Raw genomic sequence first — 19,547 nt, forward strand, 5'->3', positions numbered from 1 at the left:
CTGGGGTGGTGTTTCCCGTTACATCAGGCGCCGGCAGTGGCGGACGACGGACGTGCGCCCTCTCCGAGCAGCAGATCGACCGTTAGTTCCAGGCGTCGCGCGACATCCGTCGCGGACGACCGGCGGGTCAGCCAGGCGACCAGGTTGGACAGCCACACGTCGCTGATGACGCGGGCGATCGCGAGTTCCTCTTCGTCGGGCTCGCCGTCGTTCATGGCCTTGGCGAACAACCGGTCCATGAGCTTGCCGACCTGGTCGACCTCGGCGGCGGCGGATGCGTCGGCGAACATGAAGGCGCGCGTCATGGCCTCGGTGAGAAGTGGATCGCGCTGCATCGCCTTGGTGATGAGACTGAGGATGAGGTGCATCCGTTCCAGCGGGCTGTGCCCCGGCGGGATCTTTCCCTTGCTCTCGATCCGGGCGAATTCACGCCCGAGGGCCGAGACCAGCAGGTGGACCTTGGACGGGAAGTACCGGTAGAGCGTGCCCACTGCGACGTCCGCCCGTTCGGCGACGGCGCGCATCTGGACGGCTTCGTATCCGCCCTTCGACGCCAACGCGAGGGTGGCGTCGAGTATCCGCTTGCGACGTTCCTTCTGGGCATTGGAACTGAGATCGTCCTCGGTGAGGGCGGTCAACGTTCCGGTGCCGTTGGAACGTGAGCGGGACGGGGTGGCCATAACTTCGTTTCCTCACGCCTTGACTCTGAACCGGTGTCATATTAGAACACGTTCTAGGTAACCATGTCATTCCGAAAGGCGGAGACCCGCTGTGAGTATCGCCACCACCGAGGAACAGCGGGCCGTTCAGGCGTCCGTACATGCCTGGTCACGAGCCACGGCTCCACTGGCAACCATACGTCGGGAGACCGACGGGGCGTGGCGTGACGGGTGGTCGTCTCTCGCGGAACTGGGACTGTTCGGTGTTGCCGTTCCGGAGGCATCCGGAGGGTTCGGGGCGACCACCGTCGATCTCGCGGTCATGCTCGAGCAGGCCGCACACGAACTGGCCGCGGGCCCGGTGCTGACCACGGCTGCGGTGGCGCTCGTGTTCGGCCGCGGCGGCGACGCGACGGCCAAGACCACCGCGCAACTCGTCGAGGGCGCTCTTCCGGCCGCCCTCGCACTCGACTCCGAGGTGCGAGCGGAACCGGCGACCGACGGGTTCGTCCTCACCGGTGACGCGGGCCCCGCCATCGCGGCCGAGCCGGGCGTCGCGGTGCTCGTGCGACTGGCCGGGCATCCCGAACGCTGGGCACTCGTCGACGCCGACGCTGCCGGTGTGCGTCTCGAGCCGCTCGACACGCTCGACAAGTCGCGGGCTCTCGCCCGGATGCGTCTGGACGGTGTCGCCGTGACGGCGGACCGTGTCGTCGAGGTCCCCAGCGGATTCGTGCGGGACCTCACCGCGGGGCTGGCAGCGGCCGAACTCGCCGGCATCGCCGGGTGGGCACTGACGACCGCGGTCGAGTACGCGAAGATCCGCGAACAGTTCGGCAAACCCATCGGCGCGTTCCAGGCCGTCAAACATCTGTGCGCCGAAATGCTGTGCCGCACCGAGAAGATTCGGGCCGTGGCGTGGGATGCGGCACGCGCGATCGATACCGATCCCGACGAGCTTCCCGTGTCGGTGGCCGTTGCGGCTGCCGTGGCACTCGACGCTGCCGTGCAGACCGCGAAGGACGCGATCCAGGTGCTCGGCGGCATCGGCTTCACGTGGGAGCACGACGCCCATTACTACCTGCGCCGCGCCGTCGCCACCCGCCAGTTGCTGGGCGGTTCCACGGCGTGGCGCGCCCGCGTCACCGAACTCGCGCGCGGCGGCGCTCGCCGGCACCTCGGTATCGATCTGTCCGGGCACGAGAACGATCGTGGGCGTATCCGGGACGACATCGCTTCCATCGCAGCGCAACCCGAAGGGCAGCGCCGTACCGCGCTGGCCGAATCCGGGTATCTCGCGCCGCACTGGCCACCCCCGTACGGGCGCGGGGCGGGCCCGGCCGAGCAGATCCTCATCCAGCAGGAACTTGCCGAGGCCGGAGTCGACAGGCCCGACCTGGTGATCGGATCGTGGGCTGTGCCGACGATCCTGGAGCACGGAACTCCGGCACAGCGAGAACGATTCGCGATGCCGACGCTGCGTGGCGACATCGTGTGGTGCCAGTTGTTCTCCGAGCCCGGCGCCGGTTCCGATCTCGCCGCACTCCGGACCACTGCGGAGAAGGTGGACGGAGGGTGGATCCTGCGTGGGCAGAAGGTGTGGACATCGCTCGCGCACGAAGCGGATTGGGCGATCTGCCTGGCGCGCACCGACCGCGAGGCACCCAAGCACAAGGGCATCACCTATTTCCTCGTCGACATGAAATCGGAGGGCATCGCGGTATCGCCGCTGCGGGAGATCACCGGCGACGCGCTGTTCAACGAGGTGTTCCTCGATTCGGTGTTCGTTCCGGACGACTGCGTCGTGGGTCCGCTCGGCGGCGGGTGGAAACTCGCCCGCACCACGCTCGCGAACGAACGCGTGGCGATGGGGGGCAAATCGTCGTTCGGTGCGGCGATCGAGGAACTCCTGGAACTGTCCACACCGGGTGACGCCGTCGCCGACGACCGGATCGCCGTACAGATCGGGGAGGCGACCGCCGGGTCGCTGCTCGATCTGCGCACCACGCTCGCCCAGCTGGGTGGGCAAGATCCCGGTGCTGCCTCGAGCGTGCGCAAACTCGTCGGCGTGCGTCAGCGACAGGACACCGCCGAACTCGCCATGGACCTCGCGGGTGAGGCGGGCTGGGTGGAAGGTCCGCTCACCCGCGAATTCCTCAACACCCGGTGCCTGACGATCGCCGGTGGTACCGAGCAGATTCTGCTCACGGTCGCAGCGGAGCGGCTGCTCGGACTTCCGCGGGAGTAGGGGGTCCTTCCCGCGGGACACCACCAAGTGCTACAACTGGAACACGTTCTAGCACGAAGGTGGTAACGGTGGACTTCGCACGTGACGAGACGCAGGAGGACGTTGCCGGCGTCGCGGCCGACCTGCTCGCCCGCGACCTGGGCGCCGACGACCTGTGGAGAGCCATGGCAGAGGCCGACCTCCTGTCGCTGGCCCTGCCCGAGCGACTCGGAGGTTCGGCACTCGGCGTCGCCGAGGCTGCCACCGTGCTCACCGAGGTCGGACGTTCGGCGGCACGGATCCCCGCGCTGCCGACCGTCGGGTTCGGGGTACTTCCCGTTCTCGCCCTCGCCACCGAGGCACAGCAGGACGTCCTGCTCGACGGTGTCCCCGGCGGCGCGGTCCTCTCCGCCGCGCTCGCCGAACCGGGCCGGCCGTTCCCCGGCCGGCCCGGGGCCACCGTCACCGCCACCGACGGCGGGCACGCCGTCACCGGATCGTTCGTGGCCGTGCCCTACGCCGATCGCGCGCGGTTCGTCCTGGTACCGACCGACTCCGGGGTCGTCGCGGTCGACCCGAACGCCGAGGGCGTCACGCTGAGGGAGAGTCCGTCCGCGGTCGGCGACCCCGAGTTCTCGATGCGGCTCGACGGAGCGGTGGGAACCCTGCTCGGCGACGGCCTCGACGGTGCGGAGTCCGTGGCGACGCTCTACCGTCTGGCAATCGCCGCGACAGCCGCCTACTCGGACGGATTGCTCTCGGGAGCAACCGATCTCACTGCCCGCCACGTCAGTGAGCGGCACCAGTTCGGTAAGCCGCTCGCCACCTTCCAGGCAGTGGCCCAGCAGATCGCGGATGTCTACGTCACCGCCCGGACCCTGCACGTCGCCGCATTGTCTTCGGTCTGGCGTGTCTCCCGAGGTCTCGACGCCGACGACGATCTCGACGTCACCGCGTACTGGATCGCTGCGGAACTTCCTCCCGCCATGCGGGTGTTGCACCACCTGCACGGCGGCATCGGAGTGGATGCGACCTATCCGCTGCACAGATACTCGTCGACCGCCAAGGACCTTGCACGGTGGCTCGGCGGCGCTTCGTACCGACTCGACCTCGTGGGGGCCCGGTGTTCATCGATCTGACCGACGACCAGCGTGCGCTGCAAGCCGAGTTGCGCAGCTACTTCTCGAATCTCGTCTCCGCCGACGAAGCCGCGATCATGCGCACCGAGCGGCACGGCCCCACCTACCGTGAGGTGGTCCGCCGAATGGGTAAGGACGGATGGCTGGGAGTGGGATGGCCCGTCGAGTTCGGCGGCCATGGCTTCGGCGACGTCGAGCAGCAGATCTTCGCCAACGAAGCCATGCGTGCCGACGTGCCGCTGCCCGGTGTCACGTTGCAGACCGTCGGTCCCACCTTGCAGGTCTACGGAACCGACGAGCAGAAGCGGAAGTTCCTCCCCGCAATCCTCGCCGGTGAGGTCCATTTCGCCATCGGTTACTCCGAGCCCGAAGCCGGGACGGACCTCGCGGCGCTGCGCACCACCGCTGTACGTGACGGCGACGAGTACGTGGTCAACGGGCAGAAGATCTTCACCACCGGGGGTCACGACGCCGACTACATCTGGCTCGCTGTCCGCACCGGCTCGGCCGACTCGAGGCACCGGGGTATCTCCATTCTCATCGTCGACACGACCGACCCGGGATTCAGCTGGACGCCCATCATCACGTGCGACGGCGCGCACCACGTCAACGCCACGTACTACAACGATGTGCGGGTGCCGGCGAACATGCTCGTCGGTGAGGAGAACAAGGGCTGGCGGCTGATCACCACGCAGCTCAACCACGAGCGCGTGATGCTCGGACCGGCGGGCCGGGTCGCGGGCATCTACGACCATCTGCAGGACTGGGTGCGACGGCACAACCTCCTGGACGAACCCGACGTGCGCCGCGCACTCGGCGAGATCCACGCGACACATCGGCTCAACGAGCTTCTCAACTGGCAGGTCGCGGCGAGTGAGAACGACGCCGTCGACATCGCCGACGCGTCGGCCACCAAGGTGTTCGCCACGGAACGGATCCAGCGGGTCTGCCGGCTCGCCGAGGAGATCGTCGGACGCCACGGCGACCCGGCCGACACCGACACGGCCGATCTGCTGCGCTGGCTCGACATGATGGCCAAGCGGAACGTGGTGATCACGTTCGGGGGCGGGGTCAACGAAGTGATGCGAGAACTCATCGCCACCGCCGGTCTGGGTATGCCCCGGGTACCGCGGTGACAGGCGCACAGACGGCCGGCGCGGAGAGCACGGCCGACGAGATCCTTGCGGCCGCCGAACGCGTGCGTAACGACGGACCGTCCGCACCCCGCTTCGGTCGCGATCCCGTCAATCTCCCGATGATCCGGAACTGGCTCGAGGCGATCGGTGACGACAACCCGATCTACACCGACGAGTCCGCTGCGGTGGCAGCCGGGCACGACGGTCCGGTCGCACCGCCCGCGATGGCTCAGGTCTGGACGATGCGGGGTCTCGGTGCCGAGCGGGAGAAGGACGATCCACTCGGCCGGATGACGCAGATCCTCGACGACGCGGGGTACACCTCGGTGGTCGCGACCAACTGCGACCAGACCTACCACCGCTATCTTCGCCACGGTGAGCACGTGACCATCGAGTCCACGCTCGAGGATGTGGTGGGCCCGAAGAAAACCGGTCTCGGGGAAGGGTGGTTCTTTACCACCCGCAACGTGTGGAAGGTCGGCGACGAGGTCGTCGCCGAAATGCTGTTCCGCATCCTCAAATTCGCTCCGCCGGGCGAGGCTGCCGACTCCGCCCCGCGGGCCACGGTGCCCGAGGATCTGGACCCGTCACGGATGATGCGGCCGTCCGCATCGCGCGACACGCAGTTCTTCTGGGACGGCGTCGCCGGCCACGAGTTGCGCATCCAGCGCCGCCCCGACGGCACGTTGCAACACCCGCCGGTACCGGCGCTGTGGCTCGACAAGGACGAGACGACCGACTACGTGGTGTCGTCGGGCCGGGGTGCGGTGTTCAGTTTCGTCGTCCACCATGCCCCGAAAGTTCCGGGCCGGCAGGTTCCCTTCGTCGTCGCGCTCGTGGAACTCGACGAGGGCGTGCGCATGCTCGGAGAACTCCGGGGAATCGACCCGTCGGACGTGAGAATCGGAATGCCCGTGGAGGCAACCTATCTCGACTTTCCCGGCGACGACGACACCGAAGGAACCCCGTGGACGCTGTACGCCTGGAAGCCCCTCGAGGAGGATTCGTGAGCATCGATGCGGTGACGGCAGGGCAGGCGCTCCCACCCTTGTCGATTCACGCCGACCCGACGTTCGTCGTCTCGACGGCGTTGGCCACCCGCGACTTCCAGGACGTGCACCACGATCGCGACAAGGCGCGGCAGCGCGGGTCCGAGGACATTTTCGTCAACATCCTCACCGACACCGGCCTCGTCCAGCGGTACGTCACGGACTGGGCAGGTCCTCGTGCCGTCGTGCGGTCGATTTCGTTACGCCTCGGCGTGCCCTGGTACGCGTACGACACCCTCACACTCGCCGGCACGGTGGCGGCCGTCGACGACGGTCTGGTCACCGTCGACGTCGTCGGGCGTAATGCGCTGGGCGACCACATCACCGCGAAGGCCACCCTCGTGATCGGAGATGCCGAATGAGCGGTCTGTCGGGCAGGGCGGTCGTGGCGGGCATCGGTGCCACCGACTTCTCGAAGGATTCCGGCCGGAGCGAACTGCGACTCGCGGCGGAAGCCGTGCGGGACGCGCTCGACGACGCCGGACTCGCCCCCTCCGACGTGGACGGCCTGGTCTCGTTCACGATGGACACCAATACCGAAGTCGCGGTCGCGCGAGCGGTGGGCATCCCGAACCTGAAGTTCTTCTCGCGCATCCATTACGGCGGCGGTGCGGCCTGCGCCACCGTGCAGCAGGCGGCGATGGCTGTCGCGACCGGCGTGGCCGACGTCGTGGTTGCGTACCGCGCGTTCAACGAACGTTCCGGCGCGCGATACGGGCAGGTGAACAGCACGCTCGCTGCCCAGGTCAACGCCTCCGGTACCGACAACGCGTTCTCCTACCCGCACGGGTTGAGCACACCCGCATCGTTCGTCGCGATGGTGGCGCAGCGGTACATGCACGTCTCGGGTGCCACCGGTGCGGACTTCGGAGCGGTGGCCGTCGCGGACCGCGCCCACGCGGCGAACAACCCGAAGGCGTTCTTCTACGGAAAACCCATCACCCTGGACGACCACCAGAATTCCCGCTGGATCGCGGAACCGTTGCGGCTGCTCGATTGCTGTCAGGAATCGGACGGGGGTGTCGCGCTGGTGGTGACCACACCGGAGCGTGCGAAGGATCTGAAGCAGGTGCCCACGGTGATCGCGGCGGCGGCGCAAGGCAGCGGACCGGACCAATACATCATGACGAGCTATTACCGCGACGGGCTCACAGGTCTCCCGGAGATGGGCATCGTCGGGAACCAACTGTGGGAACAATCGGGCCTCGGCCCGAAGGACATTCAGACTGCGATCCTGTACGACCACTTCACGCCGTACGTGCTCATGCAACTCGAGGAACTGGGATTCTGTGACCGGGGCGATGCGAAGAACTTCGTGGCCGACGGGATCGAACTCGGTGGCAGGCTGCCCATCAACACCCACGGTGGGCAACTCGGCGAGGCGTACATCCACGGCATGAACGGAATCGCAGAAGCGGTCCGCCAGATCCGCGGGACGTCGTGCAACCAGGTCGACGACGTCGAGAACGTGCTCGTCACAGCGGGCACGGGTGTGCCGACGTCCGGTCTCGTCCTCACCCGCTGAACTGCGATCGGGCGCGGACGGATCCCATGCCCCGTTTCATTCTGGGTCGACGGCTGTGGTCGCGCCCCTCGGTTCGCGGCGTGCGGCGATCAGCGCGAGGACGAGGCCGAACGCGACCCAGCAAGCGAGCACTACGCTCGGGAACCCGCTGCCGATGCCGCCGAAGAACGCGTTCGCGCGCAGGAGTGAACCGGTCGCCCCGGGGGGCAGCAGCTGCCCGAAAGTGGACCATCCGTCGGGAAGCCAGTTGCTCCCGGTCCCGAGCGCCGAGAGTGGATTGCCCACGAACATCATCAGAAAAGCGCCGAGACCGATGCCCACCGGACCGAGCAGGGCTTCGAGCCCGAGGACGGTCAACGCCAGCGCGCCCATGCCGAGCGCGAGACCCTCTGCGGTGAGCCAGTAGTTTCCGGCCAGTGATCCGGTGCCGAACTGGAGGATGGCGGTGAGCGCGACACCGGCGATCACTGCGAAAGCCACGACGCCGACGAAGCGCAGCAGCAGGCGGTTGCGTCCGGGGAACAGCTGAGTCAGTGCAATTGCCGGAATGAGTCCACCGAAGACCATCGGAAGCGCTGCGGCGGTCAGTCCGGCTCCTCGGGGGTCGTCCGCAGGGAAGGCCACCAGTTCGTGCGTCCGCACCGGCACTTGCTGCCGCTGGGCGATGCTCGTTCCGAGGGCAGTGACGGCCGCGGCGCCGGGTGCGCCACCCGCGGTGGCCGTGTAGACATCCACACCGTCGGCCGCGAAAACGAGTCCGCCTGCAGCTTCGCGATTCTCGATGCCGGCGATGAGGTCTTCGGGAGTGTCGAAGCGGACAACGTCCCAGTCATCGGGGGTGAGGTTTCCTGCGACGGCGTCGACTGCGGGCGAAGGCCCGGCCAAGCCGAGTCTCATGTCGTGGGGTCCGCCATGGATGGCAGGCAGCGCGAAGGCGAGGAGCATCACGCCGACGACTGCGGTGAGTCCGGCGACGAGCGCACTCAGCCGGATCCACGACGAGCGGGTCGTCTTGTCGGCTTGTGCATTCGCACCGGCGTTTTCATCCGGTCCGCCGGCCGATATGGAGCTGGATATCCTGCGTCCCTTCGACACGTGTCCGGTGGATGCAGCGTGTGGACCGAAAACCGTTTCCGGTAGCCATGCTTCCACACGTCTCCGACGTCGGTCTGCGGAGACGAGGACGGTCGAGTCTCGGACGACGAGCCGATGTTACGAGTCGGACGTGGCTATCGGAGAGAAAATTCGATCTTGCGGACGTGAGTGGTCGGCGCGCGCATACTACGACTATCACTCGCCTCCGAAAGGGACGACCATGTCCGAAGAAATGCGTGCGACCCGACGAGACCCCAGCGTGAAACAAGGCATTGCCGCGGGAACGTCGGTAGGTGCTGCCATCATCCTCGCGACACTCGGCGTGGTGTCCCTCCTGCAGGGAATCGCGGCGGTCGCGGAGGACGAAATCTTCGTCGTCGGTGTGGCCTACACCTACGAATTCGACGTCACGACGTGGGGCTGGATCCACATCGTGGTCGGTGCGCTGATGATCCTCATCGGTGCGGCGCTCTTCACGGGCGCCACCTGGGCACGCGTGACAGCCATCGTCATCGCGGCGATTTCCATCATCGTCAACTTCCTGTGGCTGCCGTACTACCCCTGGTGGTCCATTCTCATCATCGCGCTCGACGTGGTGGTCATCTGGGCAGTCTCCACCTGGAACCCGCGTACGTATGTGTAGGCGCATCCGGGCGGTCTAGCCGCACGGTCTCGGTGACCGCGCTCCGCGCGCCCGGAACTCGACGATGACCGCACCTGTGTACGAGTCCCACAACGGTTTCGCACTGTGGTGGGCACGCCTCGCCTGGATTCTTCTCGCGGCGGCCCTGGTCGTACCGATCGTGGTTGCGGGCCTGCGCGGGGCAGTGCTGTTCACGGTGACGAGCATCGCGGCCGTGGTGGTGGCCGTCGCTGCGGTGTACGGGTTTCTCACGTGGCGTGGTGTTCTCCGGCTGGCGGCGCTGGTGTCGGCGCTGTGCGCTCCGATCGTCGTGTTGGTCGTAATCGTGCGAGAACGCGAGTTGTGGGTGATTCCGCTCGAGGTGGCTCTCGTGCTCGCGGCATTCGGATCTGCCCGCGCCGCTCTGAGGATCCGTGCTTCCGAATCCACGATGTCCGAATACCCCGCGGAGACTGTGCACCGGCCGTTTCTCGTGATGAACCCGCACTCCGGTGGTGGCAAAGTCGTTCGTTTCGACCTGCGACGACGTGCCGAGGAACTCGGTGCCGAGGTCGTAGTACTCGACGGGCCCGAATTCGTCGATGTCCAGGCGCTCGCGCGCCGGGCGGTGGCGCGGGGAGCCGATCTGCTCGGTGTTGCCGGTGGCGACGGCACTCAGGCTCTGGTCGCGGGAGTGGCTGCGGAACAAGGGATTCCGTTCTTGGTGATCAGTGCCGGCACACGCAACCACTTCGCGCTCGACCTCGGACTGGACAGGGAAGACCCCGTGGCCGGTCTCGAGGCGCTCCGCGACGGAGTCGAACTGCACGTCGACCTCGGACACATCGACGGTCGGCCCTTCGTCAACAACGCGTCCTTCGGGGTCTACGCCGAGATCGTGGAAAGCCCGCACTACCGTGACGACAAGGCGAAGACCGTTCTCGACCTGTTGCCCGACCTGCTGGACACCAGCGCACACGGGGCATTGTGCGCACGTATCGACGGCACGGTCCTCGAGGGTCCACGCGCATTGCTCGTCAGCAACAATCCGTACACCACGGACGACCTGGTAGGGATGGGCCGGCGTCTTCGGCTCGATCGAGGCAGGCTCGGCGTGATCGCTCTGTCGGTGCAGGGGGCCGGCCAGATCGTCGGAGTTCTTCGCCGCGCGCGAACCAAAGGTCTCGTCCAGCGCACGGCCACGGAAGTCGTGGTGTTTTCGGGCGAACACGACATCGCGGTCGGTGTGGACGGGGAGTCGGTGCGGATGCCGTCGCCGGTGCGCTGCACCGTCGCCCCGGGTGCGTTACGCGTCCTCGTGCCCCGCGACCGGCCGGGGATGCGGATTCCCCGGCCGGTTCTGGATTGGGTACAGCTGTCCCGGTTGGCGCGTTCGACTACCAGACCGTGACGACGCCACCGCACGACGTGGTCGGGATGGCCCACAAAGGAATGCTGTTCACTGCGCTGACGGTGAATTCGACGTCGCCGGGGCCCGAACGCACATCGAAACGCGCCACTCCGCTGCCCGGATAGGCGACGGTGACGGAGTCGGTGAGGGTTCCGCGTGCACCGGTGTTGCGGTTGTGCCAGTCCAGGCGCACGTCGGACCGATATCCACCGGCGAAGAACCACAGGCTGGATACGTCGGGTAGGGACAGCTCGATCCTTCCCGGTTCGGTCTGCCATCCGAACAGCCGTGCCGGCGCATACGGCTGGTCCACGATGTAAGGGCTCACGCCCCAGCAGCGGTTCATCGGAATCGGAGTCTCGGCAGCAGCTGTTCCGGCGCCCACGCCGAGTCCGGTGAACATGCCTGCGGCAACGAGAGCGGAAGCGGCGGTGCGTCGGAGGAATCGTACGGTCATACAGGTCCCCTTCTCCTGGAATGAGCGTTCAGTAGAGCACGCGATATGATTTCGCGCCAACGATTTCGGGCGGTGATCGGCCCTGACGCCCGGTCTCCGTCGCGGGGCAGGCCGCTGCTTACCCACCTGTGCTGGGCGACGTGCCCCAACCTTCGAATTCACGCGTACCTCACCCCGAACAGTCCGGGTTCGCACCTCGGGCGGCCGGTGCATCGGGTACTGCCGGAGCAGCCGATTCCGAAAGTGTGCGATTTCTGCGATGAGAAAACCGGTCGAAACGTGTCGGTCCTGTAGTGCAGACTGACGACGCAACCACCAGTCAGGGAGGACTCATGGCCGACGCCATAGTCGCAGAAGGACTGATCAAGACCTACGGAGATGTCAAAGCCCTCGACGGCATCGACCTCCGGGTGCCCGAAGGGACGGTCACGGCGCTGCTCGGTCCCAACGGGGCAGGCAAGACGACGACGGTCCGGGTACTCACCACTTTGATCGTGCCCGATGCCGGTAGCGCGCGGGTCGCGGGTTTCGACGTCGTGAACGACGCCCGCGCACTCCGCTCCCACATCGGAGCGTCGGGGCAGTATGCGGCGGTGGACGAATACCTCACCGGTTTCGAGAACCTCGAGATGGTCGGAAGGCTCTACCACCTGGGCGTCAAACGCAGCAGGGAGAGAGCGCGCGAACTGCTCGCGCAGTTCGACCTCGAAGAGGCAGGAGATCGCCCGGTCAAGGGCTATTCGGGAGGTATGCGCCGACGTCTCGACCTCGCCGGCGCGCTGGTCGCCGAACCGCCGGTGCTCTTCCTCGACGAGCCCACCACCGGCCTGGACCCCCGGGCGCGGCTCGGATTGTGGGAGGTCATCGACACGCTGGTGGCGCGTGGCACCACGCTCCTGCTCACCACCCAGTACATGGACGAAGCCGAGCGCCTCGCCGACGACATCGCGGTGATCGACCGCGGCAAGGTCATCGCGCGCGGTGATGCGGACGAACTCAAGAGCCAGGTGGGTGGTGAACGCATCGAAATCGGTGTGCCCGATGCCGGAGACCAGCAAGTCGCATGCCGCGAACTCGCCTCGGTCGCGTCGGGTGAGATCCAGCTCGATTCGGGAACCGGAACGCTCACCGTCCCCCTGAGTGGCGCGGGGGGCGGGGCGGGCGCCGAAGCCCTCGTCGCGGCGCTGGGGAAGCTCGCGGTGGCGGGCGTTCGCGTGACCGATGTGGCACTGCGAAAGCCGACACTCGACGACGTGTTCCTCACCCTGACGGGCCACGAGGCAGAGAAGACAGAGGAGGCGGCGCAGTGAATTCGGTACAGCTGGTCACATCGGACGGCCTCACCATAGCCAAGCGCAACATGATCAAGATCAAGCGTGTGCCCGATCTCATCGTGTTCACGATGCTCTCGCCGATCATGTTCGTGCTGCTGTTCGCCTACGTGTTCGGTAGCGCGATCGACATTCCCGGAATGTCGTATCGCGAATTCCTCATCGCCGGCATCTTCACTCAGACGGTGATCTTCGGGTCCACGTGGACCGGTCTGGGAATGGTCGAAGACCTGCAGAAAGGCATCATCGATCGGTTCCGGTCGCTGCCCATGGCACCCTCGGCCGTCCTGATCGGACGGACGACCACGGACGTGCTCATCAACGTGGTCAGCCTCGTGGTGATGTCGCTGACCGGTCTGGTGGTGGGGTGGAGGATCCACTCGTCCTTCGGGGAGGCCGTAGCGGGTTACCTTCTGTTGCTGCTGTTCGCCTACGCGTTGTCGTGGGTGATGGCCGTGGTCGGAATGTGGGTCCGGACGCCCGAGGTGTTCAACAACGCGAGCTTCATGGTGATCTTCCCGTTGTCGTTCGTCGCGAACACCTTCGTCGATCCGTCGTCCATGCCGCCTGTCCTCCGCACGATCGCCGAGTGGAATCCGCTGTCGGCACTCACGCAGGCCGTGCGAAACCTGTTCGGGAACACCAACCCGATGGTTCCGCCGCCGGACGTCTGGCCGCTGCAGAATCCGATCCTCGCGTCGCTCCTGTGGACGGCGCTGATACTGATCGTGTTCGTACCGTTCGCGATCTACCGGTATCAGAAAGCGGTCAGCCGCTGAGTTTTCCGGTGCACCGAGTTTCCAGTGGATCGGGTATCCCGCAGGACGCTCGCGGTGGTGGAATCAGCGTGCTTGGCGAGTTGCCCAGTCGTTGATCGCCACCGCGAACTCCGCCGAGACGGGGAGCAATGCCACCACGTCGGCGGGGCTCGGAGGCAGCGGGCCGAGTTCTTCGAGGCTGTGGTTCGCGGTAGCGAAGTGCTCGAACTGCAGGTCGGTGTGCTCGAGAGACCGTCGCAGCGGATCGACCTGTGCGCAGCTGATGTTGAGATCCTTGTCCGAGCAAGTGAGCAGCACCGGTGTATCCGCCGCCAGTCCCGCGGCCAGCGCGGCTGGATCGAGCCTGTCCGCCTCGGCGAGGAACTTGGCGTTGGCCTCGTTCAACCCGAGTTGCGCAACCAGAGGATGCTGGTCCGCAGGGACGGTACCCGTGGCGCGCAGCGATTCCACGGTTCGCGGCACGTCGGCACGCACCGCTTCGGCCTGGTCCGGGCTCAGCTGCCCGGACTCTGCCACGGCCGTGATCTGTGCCGACAGCAGATCGAGATAGCGCATCGGGAGGGGCTGGAGAAGCCCGAACCCGTCACCGATTCCCCTGTCGGCGAGAGCGAGTGCGGTCAGGCCGCCTTCGCTGTGCCCGAGGACGAGGACGTCCGACGTGGCGAATCCCGTCCGGGTGGCGAGCAGGTCGGCTGCGGCCGCGGCGTGATCGACCTGGTCGACGAAACCGTACTCGCCGACGGTCTCCGCCGTGAACTTTCCGAGCCCTGTGTCGCCGGCCCCGATCTTGTCGAATCGAAGACTGGCGATTCCTTGGGCTGCAAGCGAATCGGCGACCCTCTGCAGCACATCGGAGGATGCGACCCCCGGCTGATTGCCGTTGCGATCGGTCGGACCGCTACCGGGCAGCAACAACGCAGCACCGGTGGTGGCGCCGTTCGGGAGTCGGAGACTGCCGTGGAACGTACTGCCGTCGGCGTCGAAGGTTACTGCGGTGTCGTCCCCCGAGGGCAGGATGACCGAACCGGTGTCGGGCAGCGCCGACGCCGTTCCGGCGAGCGTCACCCCGCCTCCCAGCACCAAGATCGGTACCGCTACCGCACCAGCCCACCGCCGCAGATTCCGCATGGGGCAGAACATTAGCAAAGCTGACGAGACCGGTCAGGGGAGCAACGTGTCGATGAAGCTGTTGCTGTAGACGCGATGAGGATCCAGCCGGTTGAACACCGCCCGCGCCGAATCCCAATTGTCTTCGGACGGAACGCCTTCGCGATAGGTGTCGGGCAGGCTCTGGGAGACGATGGTCTCATCGGTGTACGGCAGGTCCGGGCCGAATGCCCACCCCTTCGACCATTCCGGCCGGAACGTCGAATCTTCGCCGTTGTACCGCTGTCTCATCCACTGTTCCATTTCGCGGTAGAACGCGAACATGCCGGGTGTTCCAGGCACACCCAGCACATTGAGCCAGATGGCTGTGTCCCACTCCGGGTGGTCGGGGCGAGGACGCGTCGACGCGAGCGTCGGCGACCCGGCGGACGGCACGAGAACATCCTCCGGCAGGTCCAGACCACAACAGCGGATCTCGACCGGCCCGTTGAGCGGGTACTGCCCGAGCGCACGGTAGTGCTCGATCCGCTCCTGGAACCAGTGCGTGAAGTCGTGAATCACGGTGGCGATATTGGCGCGATCGGTGAGTACGGCGCCCCCGCCCTCGGTGAGACGCAGTGTCGTCGCTTTGATGTAGAACTGCAGGTCCTTCGACCATCCCCAGATATCGGACGACGCCGTCGCCGCCAATCCCGCGACCGTCACACCGTAATACGTCTGCCCGAACGCCGGGGCGATCGCGGTGTTGCCGGCCGTCAACTGGCCCAGCAGATCGGTGATCGGCTCCGGGACGTTGTCGGAGAACGGATAGTTGTACGGCCCGTGTACTTCTCGGGACGAGGCCGGCTTCTCGGGAGCGAGAGACCAGACTTTCAGCCACGGCTTGTCGGTGAAGGGGTACCAGATGGCCTCGGCGCGCCCGGTACTGCGCACGAACGACTCGAAGGTGCGGCCCTGGGCGCCGGGGAGAGAGAACAACTCGTCCCACGGGATGTCGGTGAAGCTCTGACAGCGCATGCGGTAGTTCGGTCCCGCCTGCAGGGTCACGGAGGTGACGAACGTGCGGCCCAGATGGCACAGCAACGGCGAGATATCGGGATCGGCGCGGGTGAACGTGCGCAACGAATACGCGCTTCCGTCCCATACGACGGCGGTGAGCTCGGTGACGTGGTTGCTCAACGACCCGAAGGTGTGTCCGGGCTCGGTGGATTCGCCGTCGGCCGGTAGAGCAGCTCCGTGTGCGTTGACGGCGAGCGAACCGGCAATCGTGAGGACTCCGGGTGCGGGGAGATTCGCCCAGCCGAGGCCGTGCTGTTGAAGTGCCGTCGTGATGGCGTCGAGTGTGGCGCCGGGACCTGCCGTCACCGTGGGGGGAGAACTTCCGGGATCAACGTCCACCCAGTCGAGGTGGGCGATGGTGTCGGCGAGGATCACCCGGTCGATGGGTGCGCCGTTGACGACCGTCAGCGGCGTCCAGCCGTGCATCGCGCCCCGCGGCCGGATCGTGTAGCCGTTCTGGTGGCCCCAATTGACCAGCTGAACAACATCATCCGGTGTTCGCGGCGCACAGGTCCAGATTGCGTCCAGCATGATCTCTTTGGACCAGTTCTGGTACGCCTGCTGGTACGGGGCGATGCCCTCGGGAAAGGAGGGCGGTGCCGGAAGGGTGCTCGCGGCCGAACCCGAAGGGACTGCGTGGACGGGCGTCCAGCCGCCCAGTGCGGTGGCCGCGATGGCTCCGGCGCCCACAGCAAGGAAGCCACGCCGGGACAGGGACGGCGACGCATCTCGAATTGCCATGTGTGTGTTTACTTTCCCCAGGGTTATGTTGTCACGACACGGTCAGGACGACATCGGCCAGTGCCGGCGCGAGGTCACGTTCGACCACCGAGGCGGTCGCAAGCTTGCGGGTACCTTCGTCCCAGACCCGTATACGAAGGGTCTCCCCGGGGAACACCACACCGGCGAACCGTGCCCGGAAACCGGCGACTCGGGCGGCGTCCGCATCGAGGAACCGGTCGGTGACGGCTTTGCACACGATTCCGTAGGTGCACAGCCCGTGCAGGATCGGGGCGGGGAAGCCGGCGGCCGCCGCGAACTCGGGATCGGAATGCAGGGGATTGCGGTCCCCGCACAACCGGTACAGCAGCGCCTGTTGTGGAAGAGTCGGGACATCGATTTCGGCATCCGGTTCCCGTTCGGGAAGCTCCACCGACTCGGACGGTCCGCGTTCTCCGCCGAATCCACCTTCACCGCGCGCAAAGATCGACGACCGGGCCGTCCACAGAGGATTACCGTCGGGGTCTTCGGTGGTGGATTCCTGCACGATCACGGCGGCCTTGCCCTTGTCCCACACCTCGGAGATGCGGGTGACGGTGCGGCCTTTGCCCGACGGCGGGATGGGCGCGTGCACGAGCACTTCCTGACTGCCGTGCACGACCTTGGCGAGATCGATCTCGATTCCGGGAAAGGACACCTTCGGCGGTTCGATCTGGTGGAACGTGGCCGCGACCGTCGCGAAGGTGGGCAGCGCCTGCGGTGCGTGGTCCCCGAGATATCGCAGTTCGCCGGCGTCGGTGGGCCGGGATCCGGCACCGAGACCGAGGTTGTAGAGCTGGATGTCGTTGCTCGACCAGGAGAATTCCTGGGCGGGCAACTCGGCGCCGAGAGCGACGGCGAGGTCGATGGGCACGCGATGTTGTCCTTTCGCGAAGACGGCGGCGCGGTGGCCCGGTATCGGTCAGCGGCTTTCGGCGGGTTCGGTCAGTTCGTCGTCGACGGGGTCACCGTGATCGGAGTCGAGGATGTCGAGGACTGCCAGATATCCGAAGGTCATCGCGGGGCCGATCGTTGCCCCCGGCCCGGCGTACGTGTGTCCCATGACGGGTGAACCGACGTTGCCCGTCGCGTAGAGCCCCGCGATCACGGTGCCGTCCTCGCGCAGCACCCGCGCGTGGACGTCGGTGACGAGGCCACCTTTGGTTCCGAGATCGCCGGGCACGACCTTGAACGCGTAGAACGGCGCCTTGTCGACGACGCCGAGGCTCGGGTTGGGCTTGTTGCGGGGATCGCCGTAGTAGTGGTCGTATTCCGACTCGCCGCGGCCGAAGTCCTCGTCTTTACCGGCACGCGCGAAACCGTTGAACCGTTCGACGGTGTCGGTGAGCGCTGCGGCAGGGACCCCGATCTTCTCGGCGAGTTCGCTGATCGAGCCGGCCTTGACGAGCACCCCGGCCTTCTCCCAGCGGCCGGGAAAGGGCGTTCGCGGGGTGATACCGGCGAAGGTGTACCGATCGCGGTAGCGCTGATCGAGGATGAGCCAACTCGGAATGTTCTCCCCGGGTCCGTCGCCACGGCCGTACTTCCCGCCGTACATCGCGTGTGTCGCCTCGACGTAGGGCGCGGACTCGTTCACGAATCGTTTTCCGGCACTGTTGACCATCATGCAGCCGGGCAGGCTTCGTTCCGACAGGGCGAACCACGGACCGCCGGTGAGCGGGAAGGACGGACCCCACCACGCGTCGTCCATGAAGTCCACTGCAGCCCCGAGCTTTTGGCCCGCCAGGATTCCGTCGCCGGTGTTGGCTTTGGCTCCCACCGTCCATTCGGTGCCGATCGGCGCGCGCTGGTACTTCTTGCGCATCTCCTCGTTGTGCTCGAACCCGCCGCTGGCGAGGATCACGCCCTTGCGGGCACGGATGATCTGCTGCTCGCCGTGCGCGTCGACGGTCACCCCGCGCACCACACCGTCCTCGACGAACAGGTCGGTCAGCGCGGTATCGAGGAGCAACGGAACGCCGGCGTCCCGCAGACCGATGCGCAGGCCGGCCATCAGCGCCTGGCCGCGCACCAGAAGGTGCTTCTTGGTGATGTTGGCCCACACGAATCGCGCTCCGACCCGAACGGCACGGAGGGGTCCGCGGGGGTTGCGCACCAGCAGGTTCAGCCATTTGTAATCGGCCTGGGTGATGACGAAGTTCTTCGGGGCGCGCGCGTAATCGGGCTCGAGCAAAGCGAGATCGTCGCCGAGGCGGCGGCCGTCGAACGGTGTCGGCTCCACCGAGCGCCCCCCTGCTCGCCCGCCGGGCGCCTCCGGATAGTAATCGGAATAGCCTGGAACCCATTGCAATTCGAGCGCACTGTGCTTCTGCACGAACGACAGCATCTCGGGCCCGCGATCGATGTAGGTATCGATCTTCTCGGCGGGCACGACGTCGCCGATGATGCTGTGGAGGTACGTGCGAGCGGCCTCGGGAGTGTCCTGCACCCCGGCGGCCACGAGGGCGTCGTTGTTGGGAATCCACACGCCGCCGCCGGAGCGGGCACTCGATCCGCCGTACCGGGATGCCTTCTCGATCAGGACGACACTCGACCCCTTGCGGGCAGCGGTGATCGCGGCGGTCATTCCGCCGGCGCCACTGCCGACGACGACAATGTCGTACTCCTGATAGCTCATGTAGAACACGTTATAGAACGAGGGGGTGTGGAGTCCATCTTTTCTGTACAACCCACTGCCGGTACAGAGAGCGGCGACCGGAACGCGTTCCAGTATCGACGGCGGAAGCCGGGTGCAGGGGACCGTCTCGAACCGGTGGAGACGGGGGCGTCGCCGAATGGCGTCGTATGACCGGATTGACCGCTTGGTGGACATAGGGAGGTTTGTTCGTTTCCGAGGTGGGTATCCGCAGCCGTCCGAACCCTCGGACACATCATCGACTGCGAGGTGGAGCCGTGCGTTTGTTGACTCTCTTGGTGCTGGTCTGGCTGGTGATCGGGGCCGTCGCTGGGTGGCAGCGAGGCTACTTCGAGGATTCCCCGCAGAACTGCAGCAGCCTGGCAACGGTGGCAACCACCGTCGTAGCAGGTCCGCTCAACTATGTGGGTGTGAACCCGCAGGTCCAGTGCGAGGGAATGCCCGAGCCCAGCCAGTAGGCCGGTGGGGGACGGCGACCGAACGACGTGTTCTGCCCCGTCCACTGTTCCGAACGGCCACTGTGAAGTGATATCCCG

At 66.5% G+C, this 19,547-nt stretch carries 18 protein-coding genes; 11 read left to right on the forward strand and 7 right to left on the reverse strand.

The window, feature by feature from the left end; genetic code table 11:
• Positions 1-23: 23 nt before the first annotated feature.
• Positions 24-680, reverse strand: coding sequence for a cholesterol catabolism transcriptional regulator KstR (gene kstR, locus HF886_RS19920; protein WP_169622756.1), 657 nt, complete (start codon positions 678-680; stop codon positions 24-26).
• Positions 681-771: 91 nt separating this feature from the next.
• Between kstR and HF886_RS19925 the strand changes: the two genes are divergently transcribed.
• The 6 genes from HF886_RS19925 to HF886_RS19950 all read left to right on the forward strand — a co-directional run bounded on the left by HF886_RS19925 (position 772) and on the right by HF886_RS19950 (position 7,735).
• Complete coding sequence (locus HF886_RS19925) at positions 772-2,907, forward strand: acyl-CoA dehydrogenase (protein WP_169622755.1); 2,136 nt, start codon at positions 772-774, stop codon at positions 2,905-2,907.
• 68 nt (positions 2,908-2,975) lie between these two features.
• Positions 2,976-4,025, forward strand: a complete 1,050-nt coding sequence (locus HF886_RS19930; protein WP_169622754.1) for an acyl-CoA dehydrogenase family protein — start codon at positions 2,976-2,978, stop codon at positions 4,023-4,025.
• Positions 4,010-5,161 carry an acyl-CoA dehydrogenase family protein gene (locus tag HF886_RS19935; RefSeq protein WP_169622753.1) on the forward strand — a complete coding sequence of 384 codons (1,152 nt, stop codon included), beginning with the start codon at positions 4,010-4,012 and terminating at the stop codon, positions 5,159-5,161. The genes HF886_RS19930 and HF886_RS19935 overlap by 16 nt, the downstream gene beginning before the upstream one ends.
• Complete coding sequence (locus HF886_RS19940; RefSeq protein WP_169622752.1) at positions 5,158-6,171, forward strand: bifunctional MaoC family dehydratase N-terminal/OB-fold nucleic acid binding domain-containing protein; 1,014 nt, start codon at positions 5,158-5,160, stop codon at positions 6,169-6,171. Before HF886_RS19935 ends, HF886_RS19940 begins: the two co-directional genes overlap by 4 nt.
• Complete coding sequence (locus tag HF886_RS19945) at positions 6,168-6,572, forward strand: MaoC family dehydratase (protein WP_169622751.1); 405 nt, start codon at positions 6,168-6,170, stop codon at positions 6,570-6,572. The genes HF886_RS19940 and HF886_RS19945 overlap by 4 nt, the downstream gene beginning before the upstream one ends.
• Positions 6,569-7,735, forward strand: a complete 1,167-nt coding sequence (locus HF886_RS19950) for a lipid-transfer protein (protein WP_169653267.1) — start codon at positions 6,569-6,571, stop codon at positions 7,733-7,735. The genes HF886_RS19945 and HF886_RS19950 overlap by 4 nt, the downstream gene beginning before the upstream one ends.
• Before the next feature lie 36 nt (positions 7,736-7,771).
• Here the strand turns inward: HF886_RS19950 and HF886_RS19955 are convergent, their stop codons facing one another.
• Positions 7,772-8,830 (reverse strand): ABC transporter permease, encoded by a 1,059-nt coding sequence (locus HF886_RS19955; RefSeq protein WP_206038977.1) that lies wholly within the window; start codon positions 8,828-8,830, stop codon positions 7,772-7,774.
• Positions 8,831-9,050: 220 nt separating this feature from the next.
• Here HF886_RS19955 and HF886_RS19960 point away from each other — a divergent pair, with 220 nt between their 5' ends.
• Together HF886_RS19960 and HF886_RS19965 are read left to right on the forward strand one after the other, a co-directional pair.
• On the forward strand, positions 9,051-9,473 hold the full coding sequence (locus tag HF886_RS19960) for a hypothetical protein (RefSeq protein ID WP_169622749.1): 423 nt from the start codon (positions 9,051-9,053) through the stop codon (positions 9,471-9,473).
• A 64-nt stretch (positions 9,474-9,537) separates the two neighbouring features.
• A complete protein-coding gene (locus HF886_RS19965; RefSeq protein WP_169622748.1) occupies positions 9,538-10,863 on the forward strand; it encodes a diacylglycerol kinase family protein in 1,326 nt (441 codons plus the stop codon).
• On the opposite strand, the gene HF886_RS19970 is transcribed toward HF886_RS19965, so the two are convergent.
• The gene (locus HF886_RS19970; RefSeq protein WP_169622747.1) at positions 10,850-11,320 is read right to left on the reverse strand and encodes a hypothetical protein; all 471 of its coding nucleotides are present in this window, start codon (positions 11,318-11,320) and stop codon (positions 10,850-10,852) included. The two genes, HF886_RS19965 and HF886_RS19970, sit on opposite strands and share 14 nt — an antisense overlap.
• A gap of 332 nt (positions 11,321-11,652) precedes the next feature.
• Between HF886_RS19970 and HF886_RS19975 the strand changes: the two genes are divergently transcribed.
• Together HF886_RS19975 and HF886_RS19980 are read left to right on the forward strand one after the other, a co-directional pair.
• Positions 11,653-12,630 (forward strand): ATP-binding cassette domain-containing protein, encoded by a 978-nt coding sequence (locus tag HF886_RS19975; protein ID WP_169622746.1) that lies wholly within the window; start codon positions 11,653-11,655, stop codon positions 12,628-12,630.
• Positions 12,627-13,430, forward strand: a complete 804-nt coding sequence (locus HF886_RS19980; RefSeq protein ID WP_169622745.1) for an ABC transporter permease — start codon at positions 12,627-12,629, stop codon at positions 13,428-13,430. The genes HF886_RS19975 and HF886_RS19980 overlap by 4 nt, the downstream gene beginning before the upstream one ends.
• Positions 13,431-13,493: 63 nt before the next feature.
• Here the strand turns inward: HF886_RS19980 and HF886_RS19985 are convergent, their stop codons facing one another.
• Genes HF886_RS19985 through kstD form a run of 4 tightly spaced genes read right to left on the reverse strand, consistent with a single transcriptional unit; the run spans position 13,494 to position 18,993 of the window.
• The gene (locus tag HF886_RS19985) at positions 13,494-14,558 is read right to left on the reverse strand and encodes an alpha/beta hydrolase (RefSeq protein WP_169653268.1); all 1,065 of its coding nucleotides are present in this window, start codon (positions 14,556-14,558) and stop codon (positions 13,494-13,496) included.
• Positions 14,559-14,591: 33 nt separating this feature from the next.
• Positions 14,592-16,337: a cholesterol oxidase substrate-binding domain-containing protein gene (locus HF886_RS19990; protein ID WP_169653269.1), complete on the reverse strand. Its 1,746-nt coding sequence runs from the start codon at positions 16,335-16,337 to the stop codon at positions 14,592-14,594.
• 31 nt (positions 16,338-16,368) lie between these two features.
• Complete coding sequence (locus HF886_RS19995) at positions 16,369-17,229, reverse strand: MaoC/PaaZ C-terminal domain-containing protein (protein ID WP_169653270.1); 861 nt, start codon at positions 17,227-17,229, stop codon at positions 16,369-16,371.
• A gap of 48 nt (positions 17,230-17,277) precedes the next feature.
• Entirely contained in the window at positions 17,278-18,993 is a 1,716-nt protein-coding gene (gene kstD / locus HF886_RS20000) for a 3-oxosteroid 1-dehydrogenase (protein WP_206038984.1), read from the reverse strand.
• 260 nt (positions 18,994-19,253) lie between these two features.
• Here kstD and HF886_RS20005 point away from each other — a divergent pair, with 260 nt between their 5' ends.
• On the forward strand, positions 19,254-19,469 hold the full coding sequence (locus tag HF886_RS20005) for a hypothetical protein (protein WP_206037367.1): 216 nt from the start codon (positions 19,254-19,256) through the stop codon (positions 19,467-19,469).
• Positions 19,470-19,547: the final 78 nt, after the last annotated feature.

It is taken from the genome of Rhodococcus sp. 105337, from assembly GCF_012844225.1.
Classification (GTDB): Bacteria; Actinomycetota; Actinomycetes; order Mycobacteriales; family Mycobacteriaceae; genus Rhodococcus.

Bases quoted from the DNA above. Each gene is read 5' to 3' on its own strand.
- kstR (WP_169622756.1), bottom strand. From the start codon at position 680: ATGGCCACCCCGTCCCGCTCACGTTCCAACGGCACCGGAACGTTGACC.
- HF886_RS19950 (WP_169653267.1), top strand. From the start codon at position 6,569: ATGAGCGGTCTGTCGGGCAGGGCGGTCGTGGCGGGCATCGGTGCCACC.
- HF886_RS19960 (WP_169622749.1), top strand. From the start codon at position 9,051: ATGTCCGAAGAAATGCGTGCGACCCGACGAGACCCCAGCGTGAAACAA.
- HF886_RS19965 (WP_169622748.1), top strand. From the start codon at position 9,538: ATGACCGCACCTGTGTACGAGTCCCACAACGGTTTCGCACTGTGGTGG.
- HF886_RS19970 (WP_169622747.1), bottom strand. From the start codon at position 11,320: ATGACCGTACGATTCCTCCGACGCACCGCCGCTTCCGCTCTCGTTGCC.
- HF886_RS19975 (WP_169622746.1), top strand. From the start codon at position 11,653: ATGGCCGACGCCATAGTCGCAGAAGGACTGATCAAGACCTACGGAGAT.
- HF886_RS19985 (WP_169653268.1), bottom strand. From the start codon at position 14,558: ATGCGGAATCTGCGGCGGTGGGCTGGTGCGGTAGCGGTACCGATCTTG.
- HF886_RS19990 (WP_169653269.1), bottom strand. From the start codon at position 16,337: ATGGCAATTCGAGATGCGTCGCCGTCCCTGTCCCGGCGTGGCTTCCTT.
- kstD (WP_206038984.1), bottom strand. From the start codon at position 18,993: ATGAGCTATCAGGAGTACGACATTGTCGTCGTCGGCAGTGGCGCCGGC.